The 19,080-nt window shown below is 58.9% G+C and carries 17 protein-coding genes; 4 read left to right on the plus strand and 13 right to left on the minus strand.

What is annotated here, in order from left to right; translation table 11 throughout:
* Positions 1-111: 111 nt before the first annotated feature.
* The 8 genes from RYC17_RS17280 to RYC17_RS17315 form a co-directional block, all read right to left on the minus strand.
* Entirely contained in the window at positions 112-1,014 is a 903-nt protein-coding gene (locus tag RYC17_RS17280) for a peptidoglycan DD-metalloendopeptidase family protein (RefSeq protein WP_058407628.1), read from the minus strand.
* A 216-nt stretch (positions 1,015-1,230) separates the two neighbouring features.
* Positions 1,231-2,127 (minus strand): response regulator, encoded by an 897-nt coding sequence (locus RYC17_RS17285; protein WP_058402540.1) that lies wholly within the window; start codon positions 2,125-2,127, stop codon positions 1,231-1,233.
* A 203-nt stretch (positions 2,128-2,330) separates the two neighbouring features.
* Positions 2,331-3,092, minus strand: a complete 762-nt coding sequence (phoU, locus tag RYC17_RS17290) for a phosphate signaling complex protein PhoU (RefSeq protein WP_002555887.1) — start codon at positions 3,090-3,092, stop codon at positions 2,331-2,333.
* A gap of 70 nt (positions 3,093-3,162) precedes the next feature.
* Positions 3,163-3,996: a phosphate ABC transporter ATP-binding protein PstB gene (gene pstB / locus RYC17_RS17295; RefSeq protein WP_058402539.1), complete on the minus strand. Its 834-nt coding sequence runs from the start codon at positions 3,994-3,996 to the stop codon at positions 3,163-3,165.
* Between the two features lie 66 nt (positions 3,997-4,062).
* Positions 4,063-5,679 (minus strand): phosphate ABC transporter permease PstA, encoded by a 1,617-nt coding sequence (gene pstA, locus RYC17_RS17300; RefSeq protein ID WP_193601225.1) that lies wholly within the window; start codon positions 5,677-5,679, stop codon positions 4,063-4,065.
* A gap of 69 nt (positions 5,680-5,748) precedes the next feature.
* A complete protein-coding gene (locus RYC17_RS17305) occupies positions 5,749-8,034 on the minus strand; it encodes an ABC transporter permease subunit (RefSeq protein WP_193601223.1) in 2,286 nt (761 codons plus the stop codon).
* A gap of 143 nt (positions 8,035-8,177) precedes the next feature.
* On the minus strand, positions 8,178-9,179 hold the full coding sequence (locus RYC17_RS17310) for a phosphate ABC transporter substrate-binding protein PstS (RefSeq protein ID WP_058402537.1): 1,002 nt from the start codon (positions 9,177-9,179) through the stop codon (positions 8,178-8,180).
* A 167-nt stretch (positions 9,180-9,346) separates the two neighbouring features.
* Positions 9,347-10,636 (minus strand): MFS transporter, encoded by a 1,290-nt coding sequence (locus RYC17_RS17315; RefSeq protein ID WP_058402536.1) that lies wholly within the window; start codon positions 10,634-10,636, stop codon positions 9,347-9,349.
* Positions 10,637-11,067: 431 nt separating this feature from the next.
* On the opposite strand from RYC17_RS17315, the gene RYC17_RS17320 reads away from it, so the two are divergent.
* Together RYC17_RS17320 and RYC17_RS17325 are read left to right on the plus strand one after the other, a co-directional pair.
* On the plus strand, positions 11,068-11,469 hold the full coding sequence (locus RYC17_RS17320; RefSeq protein ID WP_003378389.1) for an acyl-CoA thioesterase: 402 nt from the start codon (positions 11,068-11,070) through the stop codon (positions 11,467-11,469).
* Between the two features lie 91 nt (positions 11,470-11,560).
* Positions 11,561-12,472: a D-hexose-6-phosphate mutarotase gene (locus RYC17_RS17325; RefSeq protein ID WP_058402535.1), complete on the plus strand. Its 912-nt coding sequence runs from the start codon at positions 11,561-11,563 to the stop codon at positions 12,470-12,472.
* A gap of 25 nt (positions 12,473-12,497) precedes the next feature.
* Here the strand turns inward: RYC17_RS17325 and RYC17_RS17330 are convergent, their stop codons facing one another.
* From RYC17_RS17330 to purE, 4 genes are all read right to left on the minus strand, one after another.
* Positions 12,498-13,031, minus strand: a complete 534-nt coding sequence (locus RYC17_RS17330; RefSeq protein WP_002555895.1) for a DUF3299 domain-containing protein — start codon at positions 13,029-13,031, stop codon at positions 12,498-12,500.
* Between the two features lie 82 nt (positions 13,032-13,113).
* On the minus strand, positions 13,114-13,359 hold the full coding sequence (locus tag RYC17_RS17335) for a GlsB/YeaQ/YmgE family stress response membrane protein (protein WP_002555896.1): 246 nt from the start codon (positions 13,357-13,359) through the stop codon (positions 13,114-13,116).
* Between the two features lie 335 nt (positions 13,360-13,694).
* The gene (locus RYC17_RS17340; protein WP_316903859.1) at positions 13,695-14,777 is read right to left on the minus strand and encodes a 5-(carboxyamino)imidazole ribonucleotide synthase; all 1,083 of its coding nucleotides are present in this window, start codon (positions 14,775-14,777) and stop codon (positions 13,695-13,697) included.
* Positions 14,778-14,786: 9 nt separating this feature from the next.
* Positions 14,787-15,278: a 5-(carboxyamino)imidazole ribonucleotide mutase gene (gene purE / locus RYC17_RS17345; protein WP_002555898.1), complete on the minus strand. Its 492-nt coding sequence runs from the start codon at positions 15,276-15,278 to the stop codon at positions 14,787-14,789.
* Between the two features lie 361 nt (positions 15,279-15,639).
* Between purE and RYC17_RS17350 the strand changes: the two genes are divergently transcribed.
* Positions 15,640-16,272: a hypothetical protein gene (locus RYC17_RS17350; protein ID WP_316903861.1), complete on the plus strand. Its 633-nt coding sequence runs from the start codon at positions 15,640-15,642 to the stop codon at positions 16,270-16,272.
* 40 nt (positions 16,273-16,312) lie between these two features.
* Here RYC17_RS17350 and RYC17_RS17355 read toward each other — a convergent pair whose 3' ends face one another.
* Complete coding sequence (locus RYC17_RS17355; protein WP_058402533.1) at positions 16,313-17,218, minus strand: LysR substrate-binding domain-containing protein; 906 nt, start codon at positions 17,216-17,218, stop codon at positions 16,313-16,315.
* Positions 17,219-17,536: 318 nt separating this feature from the next.
* On the opposite strand from RYC17_RS17355, the gene aspA reads away from it, so the two are divergent.
* Complete coding sequence (gene aspA / locus RYC17_RS17360; RefSeq protein WP_058402532.1) at positions 17,537-18,961, plus strand: aspartate ammonia-lyase; 1,425 nt, start codon at positions 17,537-17,539, stop codon at positions 18,959-18,961.
* The last annotated feature ends 119 nt before the right edge of the window (positions 18,962-19,080 follow it).

Consider the following 19,080-nt stretch of genomic DNA (forward strand, 5'->3'; position numbering starts at 1 on the left):
TCTGCGCCGCGCCGCATACTCAAAAGCGGACGCAGAGCGTCCAGAACTGCATACCCACGCGGAGCATGGGCACGATAAATCAAAGCGTCGCCCGAGCCGCTCCCACAGCAGTCAATTTCCGCCGACGGCGAAGTTGGGCAGGCTCTGCACCGGCCTGGCGAACTCGTAGGGGATCGATACCAGTTCATGGCCCGAGTTGCGTTGCACGACAAAGTGCAGATGCGGGCCGGTGCTGTTGCCGGTATTACCCGACCGCGCCAGCGCGGTTCCGACGCTGACCCGCTGACCTTCCCTGACACTCACCGAACCGCGCATCAGGTGCAGGTAGACGCCCATCGTGCCGTCTTCGTGCAGAATACGTACGAAGTTGCCTGACGCATTCGACCCCCTGCCTGACTGGCTGTTTTCAATCTTTATCACCGTCCCGCCGCGTGCGGCGATGATCGGTGTGCCTTCGGGCATGGCAATGTCCATCGCATAGCGGCCCTTGGCGCCGTAATGACTGTATTTGCCATTCGGCCCCTGAGTCAGGCGAAACGGACCGCCAATCCACGGCAATGGGTATTTATAGGCCTGCACCGAACCTTTGGGATCGCCCAGGGTTGAAGTCAGCACCGAGGCGTAGTTCATCGGCTTGCTCCCCACTTTGGGGCTCAGCACCACCACACGTTCGTTACTGCGCGCAGGGATCGTGCGGCGTAGCGTTGCTGACGAGCCAGAGACGCCCAGCACGTTGGTCACACTGGAAAGCTTGAGTTCGACCTCGACCGGGGCGTACAGATCGTTGCGCACGTACAGGCTGTGCACGCCCTTTTCACGCCTGACGCTCAAATGCACCTGGCCGTCGATACGCTCGACCATCCGGTCCCGAAACACCATGACCGATGCGCCAGGCGTTGGCCGGTCCGAGAACGACACCACGCCATCGGCATCGGTGAATTTATAGATCGTGACTGCCCCGGCCGACTGCACAGTCAACGTCAGGGTAAACAGGATAAGCAGGCGTGCAAGCATCAGAGACGTTCGGGTTCAAGGGCACTGGGTGCCAAGCCTAGCAGCCTTGCAGACAGAAGAGGACTCGTCGGTATCAATCGGACATGAATAACGCGCCAGAAAAACCACAGACACAGCATGATCAGCGGGGGGATTGCAGCGGGGTGAAGTTATTGGGTAGCTGTCAGGCGCATGCCAACGCGAACGTCGGCATGCCAGTCAGCAGGAAGGCGTGTATCAGGCGCCGGGGACAAAGTGCTTCTGAGCCGTGCCGCGTGCGATCAGGCGCGACAGGTAGTCGAGCTTCTGCGCATCCTGATCGACAAAGCGGAAAGTCACTTGCAGCCATTCACTGTCAGGCTTCTGCTCAAACGCGGCGACGGAGTGCAGGTAGCCATTCAGGCGTGCGACCTCGTTGCTCTCGCCTTGCTCAAGGTCCAGTACCGCGCTGTCGAGCACCTGCGGCAGGTTTTCGCTGACGCGTATGACCAGTGTGGCGTCTTTCAGCGTCAAAGCCTTGATCACGCACGGCTGAATGCCGTTGGGCAGGCGCAACTGGCCCTGTCCACGACCGGCAGGCTCCGCCGATTTGGCTGCAACCGGCGGTGCTTTGGCGATACCGGCAGGCGCTGCTGCCTGTGCTGGTGCTGCGCGAACCACTTCGGCCTTGCCGCCGGTCAATGCACTGAGCGAGTCATTGAGCGGCGAGTTCATGCGTGCCGGGGCTGTGGACATAACGGCATCAAGCTTGCCGACCTTCGCCAGCGCCTTCTTGACCTTGGTCAGCAACTGCTCGTTGGTGAACGGTTTGCCGACAAAATCGGTCACGCCAGCCTGAATAGCCTGCACAACGTTTTCCTTGTCACCACGGCTGGTCACCATGATGAACGGCACGGTTCTCAGGTAATTGTCCTGCTCGCGGCACCATGCCAACAGCTCCAGGCCGGACATCTCGGGCATTTCCCAGTCGCACAGAATCAGATCGAACGGCTCTTTGCCCAGCAAAGCCTGAGCCTTGCGACCGTTGACTGCGTCCTCGGTATGAATCCCGGGAAAATAATTGCGCAGCCCTTTCTTGACCAAGTCGCGAATGAAAGTCGCGTCATCCACCACCAATACACTGACCTTACTCATCGACGCTCCTGCGGGCGTGTTCACCTGGAGGCGAACTGCGGTATGCCAACACGCCCTTTGTTTCGGCAAGCATAGCGTTGACCGGTGGCCAACTGCCATATTGATTGACTGCGCCGCGACATTTAATCCGCAGGCGACGGGAATACTCATCTGCACAACGAAAAACGCCCAGCGCATGCTGGGCGTTTTTCTCGCAGGCAATCTTACTTATCGTCAGCGTCGCCCGGAACATTAGCGGTTTCGCTCGATATACCCTGCACTTCTTCCTTCATGCGCTTGAGACCCATGTGCCGCACGTCGGTGCCACGCACCAGATAAATCACCAGCTCGGAAATGTTGCGTGCATGGTCGCCGATACGCTCCAGAGAGCGCAGCACCCAGATGACGTCCAGCACGCGGGAGATCGAGCGTGGATCTTCCATCATGTAGGTCGCCAGCTCGCGCAGGGCGGTTTTGTACTCACGGTCGATGGTCTTGTCGTACTGCGCGACCGACAGGGCCAGCTCGGCGTCGAAGCGCGCGAATGAGTCCAGGGCATCGCGCACCATGTTGCGCACCTGATCACCGATATGACGAACCTCGACGTAACCACGCGGTGCCTCGCCCTCTTCGCAGAGTTTGATGGCACGGCGGGCGATCTTGGTGGCTTCATCACCGATGCGCTCCAGGTCGATCACCGACTTGGAAATGCTGATGATCAGGCGCAGATCGGACGCCGCAGGCTGGCGACGAGCCAGAATGCGCAGGCATTCTTCGTCGATGCTGCGCTCCATCTGATTGATCCGGTCGTCGACCTCGCGAACGCGCTGGGCAAGACCGGAGTCGGCCTCGATCAGTGCCGTGACAGAATCGTTCACCTGCTTCTCGACCAGGCCACCCATTTCGAGCAAATGGCTGCGAACGTCTTCGAGTTCAGCGTTGAACTGTTGGGAAATGTGATGCGTATGGCTGTCTTTGTGGATCATGCTGGGTGTCCTTGGAACGTCCGGTTAATAGCGAAAACGCAGCGGTGGTTCAGGTCTGACGAAGCACGTCCTAGCCGTAACGACCGGTGATGTAGTCTTCTGTCTGTTTTTTTGCCGGGTTGGTGAACAAGGTGTCTGTATCACCGAACTCGACGAGTTTGCCCATGTACATAAACGCGGTGTAATCCGACACCCGAGCCGCCTGCTGCATGTTGTGCGTAACGATCACAATGGTGTATTTCGATTTCAGTTCGTAGATCAGTTCTTCGACTTTAAGGGTCGAAATCGGGTCAAGTGCCGAACAGGGTTCGTCGAGCAGCAGGACTTCCGGCTCCACGGCGATCGTTCGGGCAATAACCAGACGCTGTTGCTGCCCTCCGGACAACCCCAACGCCGACTCATGCAGTCGATCCTTGACCTCATCCCAGAGCGCAGAGGCTTTCAGCGCCCACTCGACAGCTTCATCGAGTACGCGCTTCTTGTTGATACCCTGAATGCGCAGGCCGTAGACCACGTTTTCATAAATCGTCTTGGGGAACGGGTTCGGCTTCTGGAACACCATGCCGACGCGCCGACGCAATTCAGCCACTTCCTCGCCCTTGGTGTAGATGTTGTGACCGTACAGGTTGATCGCGCCCTCGACCCGGCAACCGTCGACCAGATCGTTCATGCGATTGAAACTGCGCAACAGGGTCGACTTGCCACAACCGGACGGACCGATGAACGAGGTCACCTTCTGCTTGGGGATATTCAGGGCAATATCAAACAGCGCCTGCTTGTCGCCATAGAACAGATTCAGACCTGGCACTTCGATAGCCACGGTCTCGTCGGCCAGATCCAGGCTTTGCTTGTGACGCCTCAGGGCCGACATGTTCATGCCATTGGTCGGGCTTTCATGCTGCATGGATTGCTCCTGTGCGAACGATTCGCTTCATTGAACTGCCGCGTTTGCCAAAGGGCGAATTCGGGATCAATTGTCGAGCGCCTTATATTTTTCCCGCAAATGGTTACGGATACTCACCGCCGAGAGATTGAGCAAGGCGATGACCAGCACCAGCAACAGCGCGGTGGCGTAGACCAGCGGGCGTGCCGCTTCGACGTTGGGGCTCTGGAAGCCAACGTCGTAAATGTGGAAACCCAGGTGCATGATCTTCTGATCGAGATGCAGATAAGGATAGTTGCCATCCAGCGGCAGCGACGGGGCCAGTTTGACCACGCCCACCAGCATCAAGGGCGCAACTTCCCCGGCAGCACGCGCCACCGCCAGAATCAGGCCGGTCATCATTGCCGGGCTGGCCATTGGCAATACAATCTTCCACAACGTCTCGGCCTTGGTCGCGCCCAGCGCCAGCGAGCCTTCACGCAGGGTCAGCGGAATACGCGCCAACCCTTCTTCTGTGGCCACGATCACCACCGGCACGGCCAGCAGCGCCAGGGTCAGCGAGGCCCATAACAGGCCTGGCGTACCGAACGTCGGGGCTGGCAGCGCTTCAGGAAAGAACAGCCGGTCTACCGAGCCACCGAGCACATAAACGAAAAACCCGAGGCCGAACACGCCGTAGACAATCGCCGGTACACCGGCCAGGTTGTTCACGGCAATGCGGATCAGCCGGGTAACCGGCCCCTGACGCGCGTACTCGCGCAGGTAAACTGCGGCCAGCACACCGAACGGCGTCACGATCACCGCCATGATCAGGGTCATCATCACCGTGCCGAAGATAGCCGGGAAAATCCCCCCTTCGGTGTTGGCTTCGCGAGGGTCGTCACTGAGAAATTCCCACAGTTTCTGGAAGTAGAAACCCAGCTTGGTAACGGTGCCCATCGCGTTGGGCTGGTAAGCACGCACCACTTTGCCCAGGCTGAGTTCGATTTCTTTGCCATTGCCATCGCGTGCCGTCAGGCTGTCGCGATCAAAAGCCTCATGCAGACCGTCCAGACGCCCCTCGATGACCTTGTAACGCGCGTCCAGCTCGGCACGTTCTGCAGCCATGTCAGCTTGCGCAGCGGCATCGAGCCGGCCATTGAGTTCCAGCTTGCGGGCCTGCAGACGCAGGCGCTCAATACCGTGATTGATGGCCCCGATGTCTTTCTTTTCCAGAATGTAGAGTTCGTCAGCCAGCTTCTCGACGCGCTTGATGCGCTCTTGCAGGATCGGCCAGGCAGCTTCGCCTTGCGCCACGATCCGGCCGCCCTCTTTGACGTTGACCAGATAGCCATAGAAATTGCCCCACTCCCGGCGCTCCAGCGTCATCAGTTCGGCAGGACGGCTCTGGTCGGTCAGCCAGTCGCCCACAACCCAGGTGAAATCGCTCGGGTTGAGGTCACGGTTGCCGACCTTGAACAGCTCACGGGTCATGAACTCCGGCCCTTGATCAGGCACCGGCAGGCCTGCACTTTTCAGACGCGCGCGAGGGACCTGTTCCTGCTCGACCCGCTCACCGACCAGCACACTCGATTCCTGATTGGGCACCGCATAACGTGCGACCACCAGATCAGCGGGCCAAAAGTGCCCAAGCCCCCGCACGGCGATCACCGCCAGCAGGCCGATGGTCATGATGACAGCGATGGATACGGCACCCGCACTCATCCAGACGCCGGGGGCGCCGCTTTTGAACCAGCTCTTGAGGGAGTTCCGCTTCACCAACGCCTACCTTCCTTACAACGCCGAGTATTGCTTGCGCAGACGCTGACGAATCAACTCCGCGAGGGTGTTCATCACAAAGGTGAACATCAACAGCACCAACGCCGCCAGAAACAACACCCGATAATGGCTACCGCCTACTTCCGACTCTGGCATCTCCACCGCGACATTGGCCGCCAGCGTGCGCATGCCTTCAAATAGATTCATGTCCATGATCGGCGTGTTGCCGGTCGCCATCAGCACAATCATGGTTTCCCCAACCGCCCGACCCATGCCGATCATCAAGGCCGAAAAAATACCCGGGCTGGCGGTCAGAATGACTACCCGCGTCAGGGTCTGCCACGGCGTCGCGCCCAGTGCCAGAGAGCCCAGTGTCAGGCTGCGCGGCACGCTGAACACGGCGTCTTCGGCAATCGAGTAGATGTTGGGGATCACCGCGAAACCCATTGCAATGCCGACCACCAACGCGTTGCGCTGATCGTAGGTGATGCCCAGTTGGTCGCGGATCCATGTACTCATGTCACCGCCGAAGAACCAGCTCTCCAGGTGCGGGCTCATGCTCAGTGAAAACCAGCCCACCAATAGCACAACGGGAATCAGGATCGCGCCTTCCCAGCCATCGGGCACGCGCAGGCGAAGCGAATCAGGCAGACGGGTCCAGAAAAAGCCCGCCAGCAAAATGCCGATCGGCGTGAGCAGCAGCAAACTGAAGATGCCCGGCAAATGACCTTCCAGATACGGCGCCAGAAACAATCCGGCAAAGAAACCGAGAATCACCGTCGGCATCGCTTCCATCAATTCAATCACCGGCTTGACCTTGCGGCGCATGCCCGGCGCCATGAAGTAGGCGGTGTAGATCGCGGCCGCCACGGCCAGCGGCGCGGCCAGCAACATGGCGTAGAACGCCGCTTTCAGGGTGCCGTAGGTCAAGGGTGCCAGGCTCAGCTTGGGCTCGAAGTCGGAGTTGGACGCCGTGGATTGCCAAACGTACTTGGGCTCGTCGTAATTCTCATACCAGACCTTGCCCCACAGCGAACTCCACGAGACTTCCGGGTGCGGGTTATCCAGCGCCAGCGGCAACAGCTTGCCAGCGCTTTCGATCAAAACCCGGTTGGCGCGCGGTGATAACGCCAGAATGCCGGGACCGTCAGTTACCTTGTCGATCAGCAAGGTTCGGTGCGCGGTGCTGTGGAACACGCCCAGCCTGCCCGAGGCGTCCAGAGCAATGAAGCCCTTGCGCCGCTGCTCAGCCTTGATCTGCTCGATAGGTGCGCTGCCCATTTTGAAGTCGCGGATGCGCATCAGGCGCTGCTCGCCGTCAGTGTCACGGGCCATGAACCACTGGGACATGCTGCCCTTCGAGTTGCCGATGATCAGCGAAATGCCGCCGACCAGCTGGGCACTCGCCGTGATCTCGGCGTTACCGTCTTCCAGCAATTTATAGCGGCCATTGAGGGTTCGGTCGCGCAGGCTGAACACATCCGCCTGCGCGCGACCATTGATGACATACAACCATTGCTGGCGCGGGTCGATGTAAATCGCTTTAACGGCGGCCGACATCTGCGGTAGCTCGATGCGCGTCTGCTCACGCGTCATCTCGCCGGTCATCATGTTTTCTTTCTGCTCGAGCGAGATAACGTGCAACTGAGTGCCGGTAGACCCTGCCAGCTTGAGGCTGTCGCCATCAGCACTGACGGTCACATGCTCGACTGCGCGACCGGCCTCGTCCAGCACCAAAGGCGCTTCGCCGTAGGGCCAGGCCACGCTCGGGGTGATGGTTTTCTGATTGTTCGGGTAAGTCGTCAGGTACGAGTGCCTGAACACCAGCACCTGGCCATTGGACAAGCCCAAAGCTATTAATGGTGCGCCGGGCTGATCCTTGCCGATGGAAGCGACAGATACGCCAGCGGGCAGCGGCAAGGCAACCCTATGCAGTTCTGCGCCATCCTTGACGTTGAAAAAGATGACTTCGCCCTTGTCGGAAATGCGCATCCCGATCTGGTTCTGCTCTTCGATTGCGATCATCAACGGCGTGCCCGCATCCTGCATCCAGGCAGTATTCAGCACGGGTTCGGAGGTAAGGCTTGCGCCTTTGAAGAGCGGCGCGACGACATAGGCCAGATAGAAGAAGATCAGTGTGATGGCTGCCAGAACGGCAAGGCCACCAATGGCAACGTACCAGTGAGTCAGACGATCCTTGAATGCACGGACACGGCGCTTCCTCACCATAGCGGGCGTATTGAAATCAATACGCGCTGGCGGCGAACTCTGGTCCATCGAAGATTTGAACAGCTCATTCATGCGCACACACCGTAGACGCCTTGTATGACAAAAACATTACAGCAAGGTGACGCAGAAAAGCCCGCTGCCCATGAGTCCGGCGGCGGACTGATCAATTTGTGTGCAGGCCAGTCCATTGAGCCTCGCTTGCAAGCTGTACGTGACTATTTTTTTACTGCCAGGCCGCTCGTATCTTGCAGGCCGAGATCGGCAAGTGTCTTTTCCACCACACGAGCAGGCAGCGGAATATAACCGTCTTTCATCACCACTTCCTGGCCCTGTCTGGACAGCACCAGTTTAACGAACTCGGCTTCCAGCGGTGCCAGAGGCTGATTGGGCGCCTTGTTCACATAAACATAGAGAAAGCGCGACAACGGGTAACTGCCGTTCAAGGTGTTGGCTTCGCTGTCTTCGACAAACTCGCCGCCCTCCTTCTTCGCCAGCGGAACGGTCCTGACATTGGATGTCTTGTAGCCGATGCCCGAGTAGCCAATGCCGTTAAGCGAATTGCTGATGGCGCTGACCACCGAGGCGGAACCGGGCTGTTCGTTGACGTTGGCCTTGAAATCGCCTTTGCACAGGGCTTCTTCCTTGAAGTAACCGTAAGTGCCCGACACCGAGTTGCGACCGAACAACTGAATCGGCTTGCCTGCCAGGCTGCCGCTCACACCGACATCACCCCAGGTTTTCGCATCCGCCCTGGCACCACACAGGCGGGTCGCAGAAAAGATTGCGTCCACTTGCTGCAGGGTCAGGCCTTTGATCGGATTGTCCTTGTGCACGAATACGGCCAATGCATCCACGGCCACCGGAATAGCGGTCGGTTTATAGCCGTGCTTCTGCTCAAAAGCCGATAGTTCGCCGTCTTTCATCCTGCGGCTCATAGGCCCCAGATTGGCCGTGCCTTCGGTCAGCGCAGGTGGCGCTGTGGAAGAGCCAGCCGCTTGAATCTGGATGTTAACGCTCGGGTATTCTTTCTTGTAGGCCTCGGCCCACAGGGTCATGAGATTGGCCAGGGTATCGGAGCCGACACTGGAGAGATTGCCCGACACGCCGGAGGTCCTGGTATAGGCCTTGATGGCAGGGTCGACGGCAGCCAGCGTATTGGCTGCCATCACGCTGGCGGCAACCCATGTCAGTGCAGCCATCAAACGCTTGAGTGTCATCCTTGCGCTCCTGGCAGGGTATGTAGGTGTCCACAAGCCTTTTTGGGCCAGTCTTGTGACTACTCTATGAATTGATTATGACAATAAGATGAAAAGGCTATCGCCCCTCGCAGGGAGATAGCCTTTCGCTGTAGCGGATGACTCAAGCGTTTTACCAGGGGTGCTGATCAACGCTTTCTGGTCAGCAAAAACACACCGATTGCCATGCCCAGGCCGCAGAGAATCGCGACATACCAGGCCGGGCCCATCGGGCTGCTCTTGAGCATGAACGTCACCACCATCGGCGTCAGCCCCCCGAAAATGGCGTACGCCAGGTTGTAGGAGAACGACAGCCCGGAGAAGCGCACCACGGGCGGGAAAGCCTTGACCATGACATAAGGAACCGCGCCGATAGTGCCGACGAACAACCCTGTCACGGCATACAGCGGGAACAGCACTTCCGGATGGCTGCCGAGGACGTGATAGAACGTCCAGGAACTGGCCAGTAACCCTGCGCTGCCCAACAGAAACACCCAGCCGGCGCCAAAGCGATCCGCCAGGGCACCCGCTGCGATGCAACCCAGGCTGAGAAACACGATAGCCAGGCTGTTGGCCTTCAGCGCCGTAGCCGCCGGAAAGCCATAGATGGTTTGCAGAATGGTCGGCGTCATCAGGATCACAACGATGATGCCGGCCGACAGCAACCAGGTCATCAGCATCGATAGTGCAACGGCACCACGATGATCACGCAGCACCGCCTTGAGCGGCACTTCTTCAGCCAGCGCCTTGCGCAGCTGCAGTTCGGCGAACACCGGCGTTTCGTGCAACAGACGACGCAGATAAACCGACATCAGGCCAAACACGCCACCCAGCAGGAAAGGGATCCGCCAGGCGTAATCCGACACTTCGACCGGGGTATAGATACTGTTGATCGCCGTGGCGACCAGCGAGCCCAGCAGGATGCCCGCTGTCAGCCCGGCTGTCAGGGTGCCGCAGGCATACCCGACACGACGGGCGGGTACATGCTCGGAGACGAATACCCAGGCGCCAGGCACTTCACCGCCGATGGCGGCACCTTGAATGACGCGCATCAACAGCAGCAGAATCGGCGCCCACATGCCGATCTGTGCGTAGGTCGGCAGCAAGCCCATGATCAGGGTCGGCACCGCCATCATGAAAATGCTCAGCGTGAACATTTTCTTGCGCCCCAGCAGATCGCCGAAGTGCGCCATGATAATGCCGCCCAGCGGTCTCGCCAGATAACCGGCGGCGAAAATGCCGAACGTCTGCATCATGCGCAGCCAGTCAGGCATGTCCACCGGGAAAAACAGCTTGCCGACCACCGCCGCGAAAAACACGAAAATGATGAAGTCGTAGAACTCCAGCGCGCCACCCAGAGCGGACAGCGAAAGGGTTTTGTAATCGCTGCGGGTCAAAGGCCGCGCAGGCTGCGTGGAACTTGAAGGAACAGATGACATGACAAGGCTTCTCTTTACTTGTTCTTTAAAAAGGGGCAAGCGACAGCAACGCTGGCTGCTGCGGGGTGCCGTGCAGAAGCGATTGTCGAGGGCAAAGGCGCAGATAGGCACCAAAATTGCGTGTACAGGCAGTCTTGTCACCTGTAGAGGTCCAGCAAGATAGCAAATTGCTCTCAAAAACACATGTCAAGAACTGCATCATTACAAAATGGAAACCCGACGGTCGTTCTATGACGCAACGCCCGATATACTCGCAAGCCGTCAGCAGCAGTGGGAAGTTGTGCGAAAACGTCTGAATCAGCGGGTTTCGCAGAGTTTCTCTATGGGCCACACCAGCGCTGGACACACAATGTTCATGCGCATGGTTTTGAATGGCGCCTGTTAACCGCGGCATACAATAATGAGAGTCATGGGTCAGAGGCACCCTAGGCATGATCGAGCTCGAACAAGAAGATCCAACTCCGCAAGGCGACCTTGCACTGCAAATTACCGCCCTTCCCCGCGAAACCAATGGCTTTGGCGACATCTTCGGCGGCTGGCTGGTCTCCCAGATGGACCTGGCGGGTACAGCCATGGCCAGTAAAGTGGCTGGCGGCCGTGTAGCGACCGTTGCGATTGATCGCATGGCGTTTCTGGTTCCGGTCGCGGTTGGCGAACAGCTTTCCTTTTATACCCGCACCCTGGAAGTCGGACGCACCTCGATCAAGATGATGGTCGAAGTGTGGAGCGATGACCCGGTCACCAGCGAATGGCGCAAGGTCACTGAGGCCGCATTCGTGTTCGTGGCCATAGATTCCAGCGGGCGGACACGCTCGGTTCCCGCACGACGGTAAATGGTTGCTCAACCCATGGCTGGCTGTCCGGTTAAACTCGCCCTGCATGAAGCGGTCTATTTTCGTCACGGTCATTGAGTGAGAACTTTGCATGCCAACATCCCCGGTTGAACCCAACGTTGAATCTGTCCAGTACGACGAACTGAACTGCTGGCGCATTCGCCACGGCGAAGCAGAGCTGCTGGTTGCCCAGCAGGGCGCACATATCCTCAGCTATCAAGTGGCCGGACAGCAGCCGCTGGTGTGGCTGAATGAAGAAGCCGTTTTCAAGCAAGGCAAACCCATTCGCGCGGGCATGCCCATCTGCTGGCCGTGGTTCGGTAATCTGGAACGCAACCCGCAAAGCGTGCAGGCAATGCGCGACAGCAGCGAACCCGCCAAGGCGCATGGTGAAGTGCGAGCGCTGGATTGGCAGCTGCTGGGGATCGGCGCAGATGGCGATGCACTGCTGGTAGAGTTCGTCCTTCCCGAGGCCGAAGGCCACTTGCCGGGCTGGCCGCACAACGTCGCCCTGAAACTAAGCATTCGTCTGGACCACGCACTGAATGTCAGTCTGGTCAGCTACAACTGTGGCACTGAGCCTGTGGTGATCAGCCAGGCGCTGCATACCTATTTCGCCGTCAGCGATGTACGTCAGGTCAGCGTCGAAGGGCTCGACGGCCTGCGCTACATCGAAACCCTGGCAAACTGGGAAGAACGCGAGCAGACCGGCGACCTGACGTTCACTGGCGAAACCGACCGTATCTACAAGGATACGCCGGGTGTACTCAGCATCCTTGACCCCCAATGGCAGCGCCGCATCCACATTCGCAGCACCGGCTCGAGATCAGCCATCCTGTGGAACCCGTGGATCGAGAAAACCGGCAAATTCACCGACATGGCAGCAGATGGCTGGCAGCGCATGGTCTGTGTCGAAACGGCCAACGTACTGGACGACGTGGTGACGCTGGCCCCCGACCAGATGCATGTTCTGGGTGTGAGTATCTGGAGCGAGGCGCTCTGATCGAAATTTGATCAGAGATATGCCATCAAAGGTCCGATTCAACCACCACACGGACCTTTGACGCATCCATCGCATACGCTGCATCAGCCAGGTCGTTACTGACCTTCTCGATTTTCAGGGTGCCTTCTACCCACAGTGGTGTGTAGATATCATCCAGTTTCAAGCCTTTGGGGTAACGCACCAGCACCAACTGGTTAGGCGGTGGTGGCGGAACATGGATGCAGGCACCTGGATAAGGCACGATGAAGAACAGCGTGCTGTGGCCCTTGGCATCGGTTTCGAGGGGTACAGGGTAACCGCCAAGACGAATGGTCTTGCCGTTCATTGCCGGGACGGTCTTGGTCGAATACATGACCGCTGGCAAACCCTTGCTCTGCTTCAAGCCACCCTTGCTGTCGAACGTGCCCATGGCTTCCGGAGAATTGTGGTCAATCTCGGGCATGGCTTCGAGGGCTTTTTGATCGGACTTGGGCATCAGCTCAAGCCAGTCGGTTTCCGGCAACTGGGCGTGTGCAAGCCCGGATAGCAGCAGAAGAGTCATCAACAAGAAGCGGCGCATGATAAAGCTCGGCAAAGGAGGAAGAGTTGCCGCGCATTCTAGCCCTCTGTGCTGCGCAGAACAGAGGGCTGAACATTAAACGTTATTTCTTTTTGATCATGCCGTAGATAACCAGCAGGATGATTGCACCTACCAGCGCGCCGAGGAAACCTGCACCCTCGCCCGCTTGATAGATACCCAGCGCCTGACCACCATAAGTGGCTGCAAGCGAGCCGGCGATACCCAGCACGATGGTCATGATCCAGCCCATGCTGTCGTCGCCCGGCTTCAGGAAGCGAGCCAGCAGACCAACGATCAGGCCGATAAAGATGGTTCCAATGATACCCATGCCATTTCCCTCTGTATTAAGTGAATATGCCTGGGCTAATGAGCAGCCCCGGCCTACTGCTATCTGAGAACAGCGGCAGGGAATGGTTCCGGCGCAATGGACAGTTTGCTTCGAGGTGGAGAATTCTTCATGAATGACGGAGCCTGGCGATAGCGCAGAACGGCTAAACAGGGCTGACACTCCGATAATTCTCGTTCCCACGCTCCGCGTGGTAATGCATTTCGTGATGCTCTGCGTCACCCTATGCATGCCAACGCGGAGCATTGGCACGATAGTCAGTTGGATTTGTGTATTACGCCGAGCGCAAAGTATTGGCACGACAGCCGCAGGCCTGATCAGCCCTTGATCAGCGCTTCAACCAGCTTCACCTGACGATCCAGCGTGGCGCGGTCAGCGCTGCGGACCGTAGCGTGCCCTACTTTGCGGCCAGCCTTGAACGCCTTGCCGTAGTGGTGCAGGTGGCAATCTTCGACGGCGATGACCTTGTCCACTGCTGGCACTTCACCGATGAAGTTGAGCATGGCGCTCTCGCCGACCTTGGCTGTGGAGCCCAACGGCAGACCGGCAACCGCCCGCAGGTGGTTTTCGAACTGGCTGCACTCGGCGCCTTCGGTGGTCCAGTGACCGGAGTTGTGTACCCGCGGTGCAATCTCGTTGGCTTTCAGGCCACCGTCGACCTCAAAGAACTCGAATGCCAGCACGCCGACGTAATCCAGCTGCTTCAGTACGCGACCGGCGTAGTCTTCGGCCATTGCCTGCAAAGGGTGGTCGGTGCTGGCGATGGACAGGCGCAGGATGCCGCTGTCGTGCGTGTTGTGAACCAGCGGGTAGAACCGGGTCTCGCCATCACGCGCGCGAACGGCGATCAGCGACACTTCGCCAGTGAACGGCACGAAGCCTTCCAGCAGGCAAGGCACGCTGCCCAGCTCGGCGAATGTATCGGTCACGTCTGCTGCCGAGCGCAGGACTTTCTGGCCCTTGCCGTCATAACCCAGCGTGCGGGTCTTGAGCACCGCAGGCAGGCCAATGCTGGCCACCGCAGCATCCAGATCGGCCTGCGACTGAATATCGGCGAATGCGGGCGTCGGAATGCCCAGATCCTTGAACATGCTTTTTTCAAACCAGCGGTCACGCGCAATGCGCAACGCCTCGGCGCTCGGATAGACCGGTACGAACTGCGACAGAAACGCCACGGTCTCGGCCGGCACGCTTTCGAACTCGAAAGTCACCAGATCGACTTCATCAGCCAACTGACGCAGATGGTCCAGGTCGCCGTAATCGGCACGCAGATGCTCGCCAAGTGCAGCAGCACAGGCATCCGGCGCGGGATCGAGAAAGGCGAAGTTCATGCCCAGCGGCGTACCTGCCAATGCCAACATGCGGCCGAGCTGGCCGCCACCGATTACACCGATCTTCATGGAAAAACCTCAGGCGTGGCGTGGGTCTGGATTGTCCAGGACGCTGTCTGTCTGCTCAGCGCGGAATTTCTTCAGCGCTGCGTGGAATTGAGGGTGTTTGGCGCCAAGGATACTGGCCGAAAGCAGCGCAGCGTTGATCGCCCCCGCTTTGCCGATGGCCAGGGTCGCTACCGGAATACCGGCAGGCATCTGCACGATCGACAGCAAGGAGTCGACACCCGACAGCATCGACGACTGCACCGGAACGCCCAGCACAGGCAGGTGGGTCTTGGCGGCACACATGCCAGGCAAGTGAGCTGCACCACCAGCACCGGCGATGATCACTTCAATGCCACGGCCCTCTGCTTCGTCGGCGTACTGGAACAGCAGGTCCGGCGTGCGGTGAGCTGACACCACCTTGACTTCATAAGGGATGCCGAGCTTTTCCAGCATGTCGGCAGTGTGGCTAAGGGTGGACCAATCGGACTTGGAGCCCATGATCACGCCAACCAGTGCGCTCATCGTCGTGCCTCTCATCGGGCGCCCGCAGGCGCGTCTGAAAACAACAAGCCACGCGGGGGAACCGGCGTGGCTTGTTGTACGAATAGTGACCGATTTAGCCGGCCAAAGGCCGCGCAGTATACCGCAAAGCGCCAGGATGACAGCCCCCCTGGACGACCAACCGCATGAGGTTTTTACAGGCATGGGCCACCGAGACAGACGACCTCGGAAAAGCCCCTCATTCTTCCTGCACTTTGGTACAGGTCAGGACTACACCAGCAGCTGCCAATCCTGATTTAGCCGACGCTGCGATTGTTATTAATTATGGCCATGACCTGCTTCGGGTCATGACCCCATTCACTACTCATGGACGAGTAAAAACATGTTCAAGACAATCGCAAGATCCTTGCTGCTGATCGCTGCATTCGCACTTTCTCAGGCCGCCTTGGCTGAAGGCGCTTCGCAGCGCCCGCTGTTCTTTTTTCTGTTCATACATGACGACGTAAAGGAAACCAGCAACGAGCGCCTTACCGAGGGCTACTTTACGTGGCTCATCAAGGACCTCGAAAGCTTTACCGGTCGCCGGGTGCATCTGCAGTTCGTTCGCAACGTTACTGACGTGACCGACGTTGAGTACAAGAACGACAACCTGGACCAGACGTACGCCATCTGGAAGGGCAGACTCAATCACTATTTGAGCGAGCAAAACCTGCCGAAAAATGGCACGACCAAGTACCTGTTGCTGACGCAAAGCAGACTGAACTCAGGCACGCTTGGCTTTGCTACCCTCAATGGGCATACGGGTATCGCCTCCCTGGAAACGTTCACAGCACCTGCCCATGAGCTGGGTCATATGCTCGGCGGCACTCACGAACTGGCAGAGGTCATTTACAAAGGTGGCTGGTGGTGCGAGACCAATCTGGTAGCAACCCGCCAATCCATACGCGCCAACTGCTACGTCTACAGCGACAAAAACAAGCAAAAAATCGCGGCAAACCTCAGCGAGTTTCCCTGAACAAGTACGGGCCGCTTGCCACGAGCGGCTCGTCTCACGATCACTCTGGTGCAGCCGCACTCTCAAGCTTGCGCCATAACAGACGCACATTGGCCTTGCGTACCAGGGCGCAGCGGTACAGGCGGATCTCCAGCGGCACATGCCACTGCGGCCCGCCGCACACCACCAGTTCACCGCGCGCCAGCTCGGCGCGCACACTCAGTTGCGGCACCCAGGCGATGCCCAACCCCTCCAGCGCCATGCTTTTCAGGCTATCGGCCATCGCCGTCTCGTAAACAGTCGTGAACCGCAGGTTACGCTGACGCAGCAGCAAATTCACCGAGCGCCCGAGAAAGGCCCCGGCGCTGTAGGCAAGTAACGGCACACTGCCCTCGCCTTCCATATCGAATAACGGCTGCCCATCGGCATCGGCGGCGCAGACCGGCAACATCTCGGTATGGCCCAGATGCAGCGAGGGGAAGATTTCAGCGTCCATTTGCAGCGCGGCGTCAGGATCGTAGAACGCCAGCATCAGGTCACAGCCCCCTTCACGCAACGCATGTACGGCATCGCCAACGTTTGTGGCCACCAGCCGGGTGGCAATGTTCAGCCCTTCATTACGTAACTGGGCGATCCAGCGCGGAAAGAACCCCAACGCCAGGGAGTGTGCCGCGGCAACCTGCATCACCTCGCCCTGCCCACCTTCCAGATGATGCAGATGGCGCACGACTTCGCCCAGTTGTTCGACCACCGTACGCGCGGTAACCAGAAACAGTTGCCCGGCAGCGGTCAGTTCGATGGGCGTGCGCGAACGATTGACCAGCGTCAGCCCCAAGGCCGACTCAAGACTGCGGATACGCCGACTGAACGCTGGCTGAGTCACGAAACGACGCTCGGCCGCCTGGGAAAAGCTGCGGGTGGCCGCCAGGGCGCTGAAATCCTCCAGCCATTTGCTTTCCAGATTCATCAGGTCCTCCCGGACAATGGATGACTGCTTCGACAGGCAACTGCGCATGCCCTGCACGCAACCGGTTTGAAGCGACCCCGGTGGGACGCCCGGCAACGCGCTGCGGATACATGACCAGACGGCTCTGGCAAGGCGGCCGGAGCAGCGTCCGGGTGCGACATTTTGCCCCCTTTACGCACTGAACGGAATCCGGGTCACACCCTGATTATGCCGTTATTGCATAGGCCAGCGTTTAACAGCATTGGTCAAGACGGGGCGGCAAGCCCAATATTCGCGGCGTTCCGGCATTGTCCGTGCCTTTTTGAGACTTCTTTTATCATGTCCTCGCCTGCATCATCGCGCATCGAAAAAGACCTGCTTGGTGTTCTCGAAGTACCTGCCAACGCGTATTACGGCATCCAGACCCTGCGAGCGGTGAACAACTTTCACCTCTCCGGCGTGCCGCTTTCGCACTACCCTAAACTGGTTGTGGCCCTGGCCATGGTCAAACAGGCGGCAGCTGATGCAAACCACCAGCTCGGACACCTCAACGATAACAAGCATGCGGCCATCAGCGAGGCCTGCGCCCGTCTGATCCGTGGCGACTTCCACGATCAGTTCGTGGTCGACATGATTCAGGGCGGCGCCGGCACGTCCACCAACATGAATGCCAACGAAGTCATCGCCAACATCGCCCTGGAAACCATGGGCTTCGAGAAAGGCGAATACAAGCACCTGCACCCCAACAACGATGTAAACATGGCGCAGTCGACCAACGACGCCTACCCGACCGCGATCCGCCTGGGTCTGCTGCTGGGCCATGACGCCCTGCTCGCCAGTCTCTCCAGCCTGATCCAGTCGTTCGCCGCCAAGGGCGAAGAATTCAATCATGTGCTGAAGATGGGTCGCACCCAGTTGCAGGACGCCGTGCCAATGACCCTGGGTCAGGAATTCCGCGCCTTTGCCACCACCCTGACTGAAGACCTCAACCGCCTGCGCAGCCTGGCACCCGAGCTGTTGACCGAAGTGAACCTGGGCGGCACCGCCATCGGCACCGGCATCAACGCCGACCCTGGCTATCAAAAGCTTGCCGTCGACCGCCTGGCGCTGATCAGCGGCCAGCCGCTGGTGCCGGCAGCCGATCTGATCGAAGCGACCTCCGACATGGGCGCGTTCGTACTGTTCTCGGGCATGCTCAAGCGTACTGCGGTCAAGCTGTCGAAGATCTGCAACGACCTGCGCCTGCTATCCAGCGGACCGCGCACCGGGATCAACGAAATCAACCTGCCGGCACGCCAGCCAGGCAGCTCGATCATGCCCGGCAAGGTCAACCCGGTAATCCCGGAAGCGGTCAATCAGGTTGCTTTCGAAATCATCGGCAACGACCTGTCGCTGACCATGGCCGCTGAAGGCGGACAATTGCAGCTCAACGTGATGGAGCCACTGATCGCTTACAAGATCTTCGACTCTATCCGCCTGTTGCAGCGCGCCATGGACATGCTGCGCGAGCACTGCATTGTGGGCATCACGGCCAACGAACAGCGCTGCCGCGAGCTGGTCGAGCATTCGATCGGCCTGGTGACCGCACTGAACCCCTACATCGGTTACGAAAACTCCACCCGTATCGCCCGCATCGCGCTGGAAACCGGCCGCGGCGTGCTGGAACTGGTGCGTGAGGAAGGTCTGCTCGACGATGCAATGCTCGACGACATCCTGCGCCCGGAAAACATGATCGCTCCGCGTCTGGCCCCCTTGAAGGCCTGACAGGAAATGACCTGCGCACCAAGCTCACCAGATTGAGGGCCTAGACACCCCTCAATTTTTTGAGGGTCTGGGAGTGATTCTCCAGACCCTTTTTTTTGCCCGCAGCAAAGGGCTCCGAC

This window comes from Pseudomonas syringae group sp. J248-6, from assembly GCF_032586995.1.
In the GTDB taxonomy this organism is placed as follows: Bacteria; Pseudomonadota; Gammaproteobacteria; order Pseudomonadales; family Pseudomonadaceae; genus Aquipseudomonas; species Aquipseudomonas amygdali.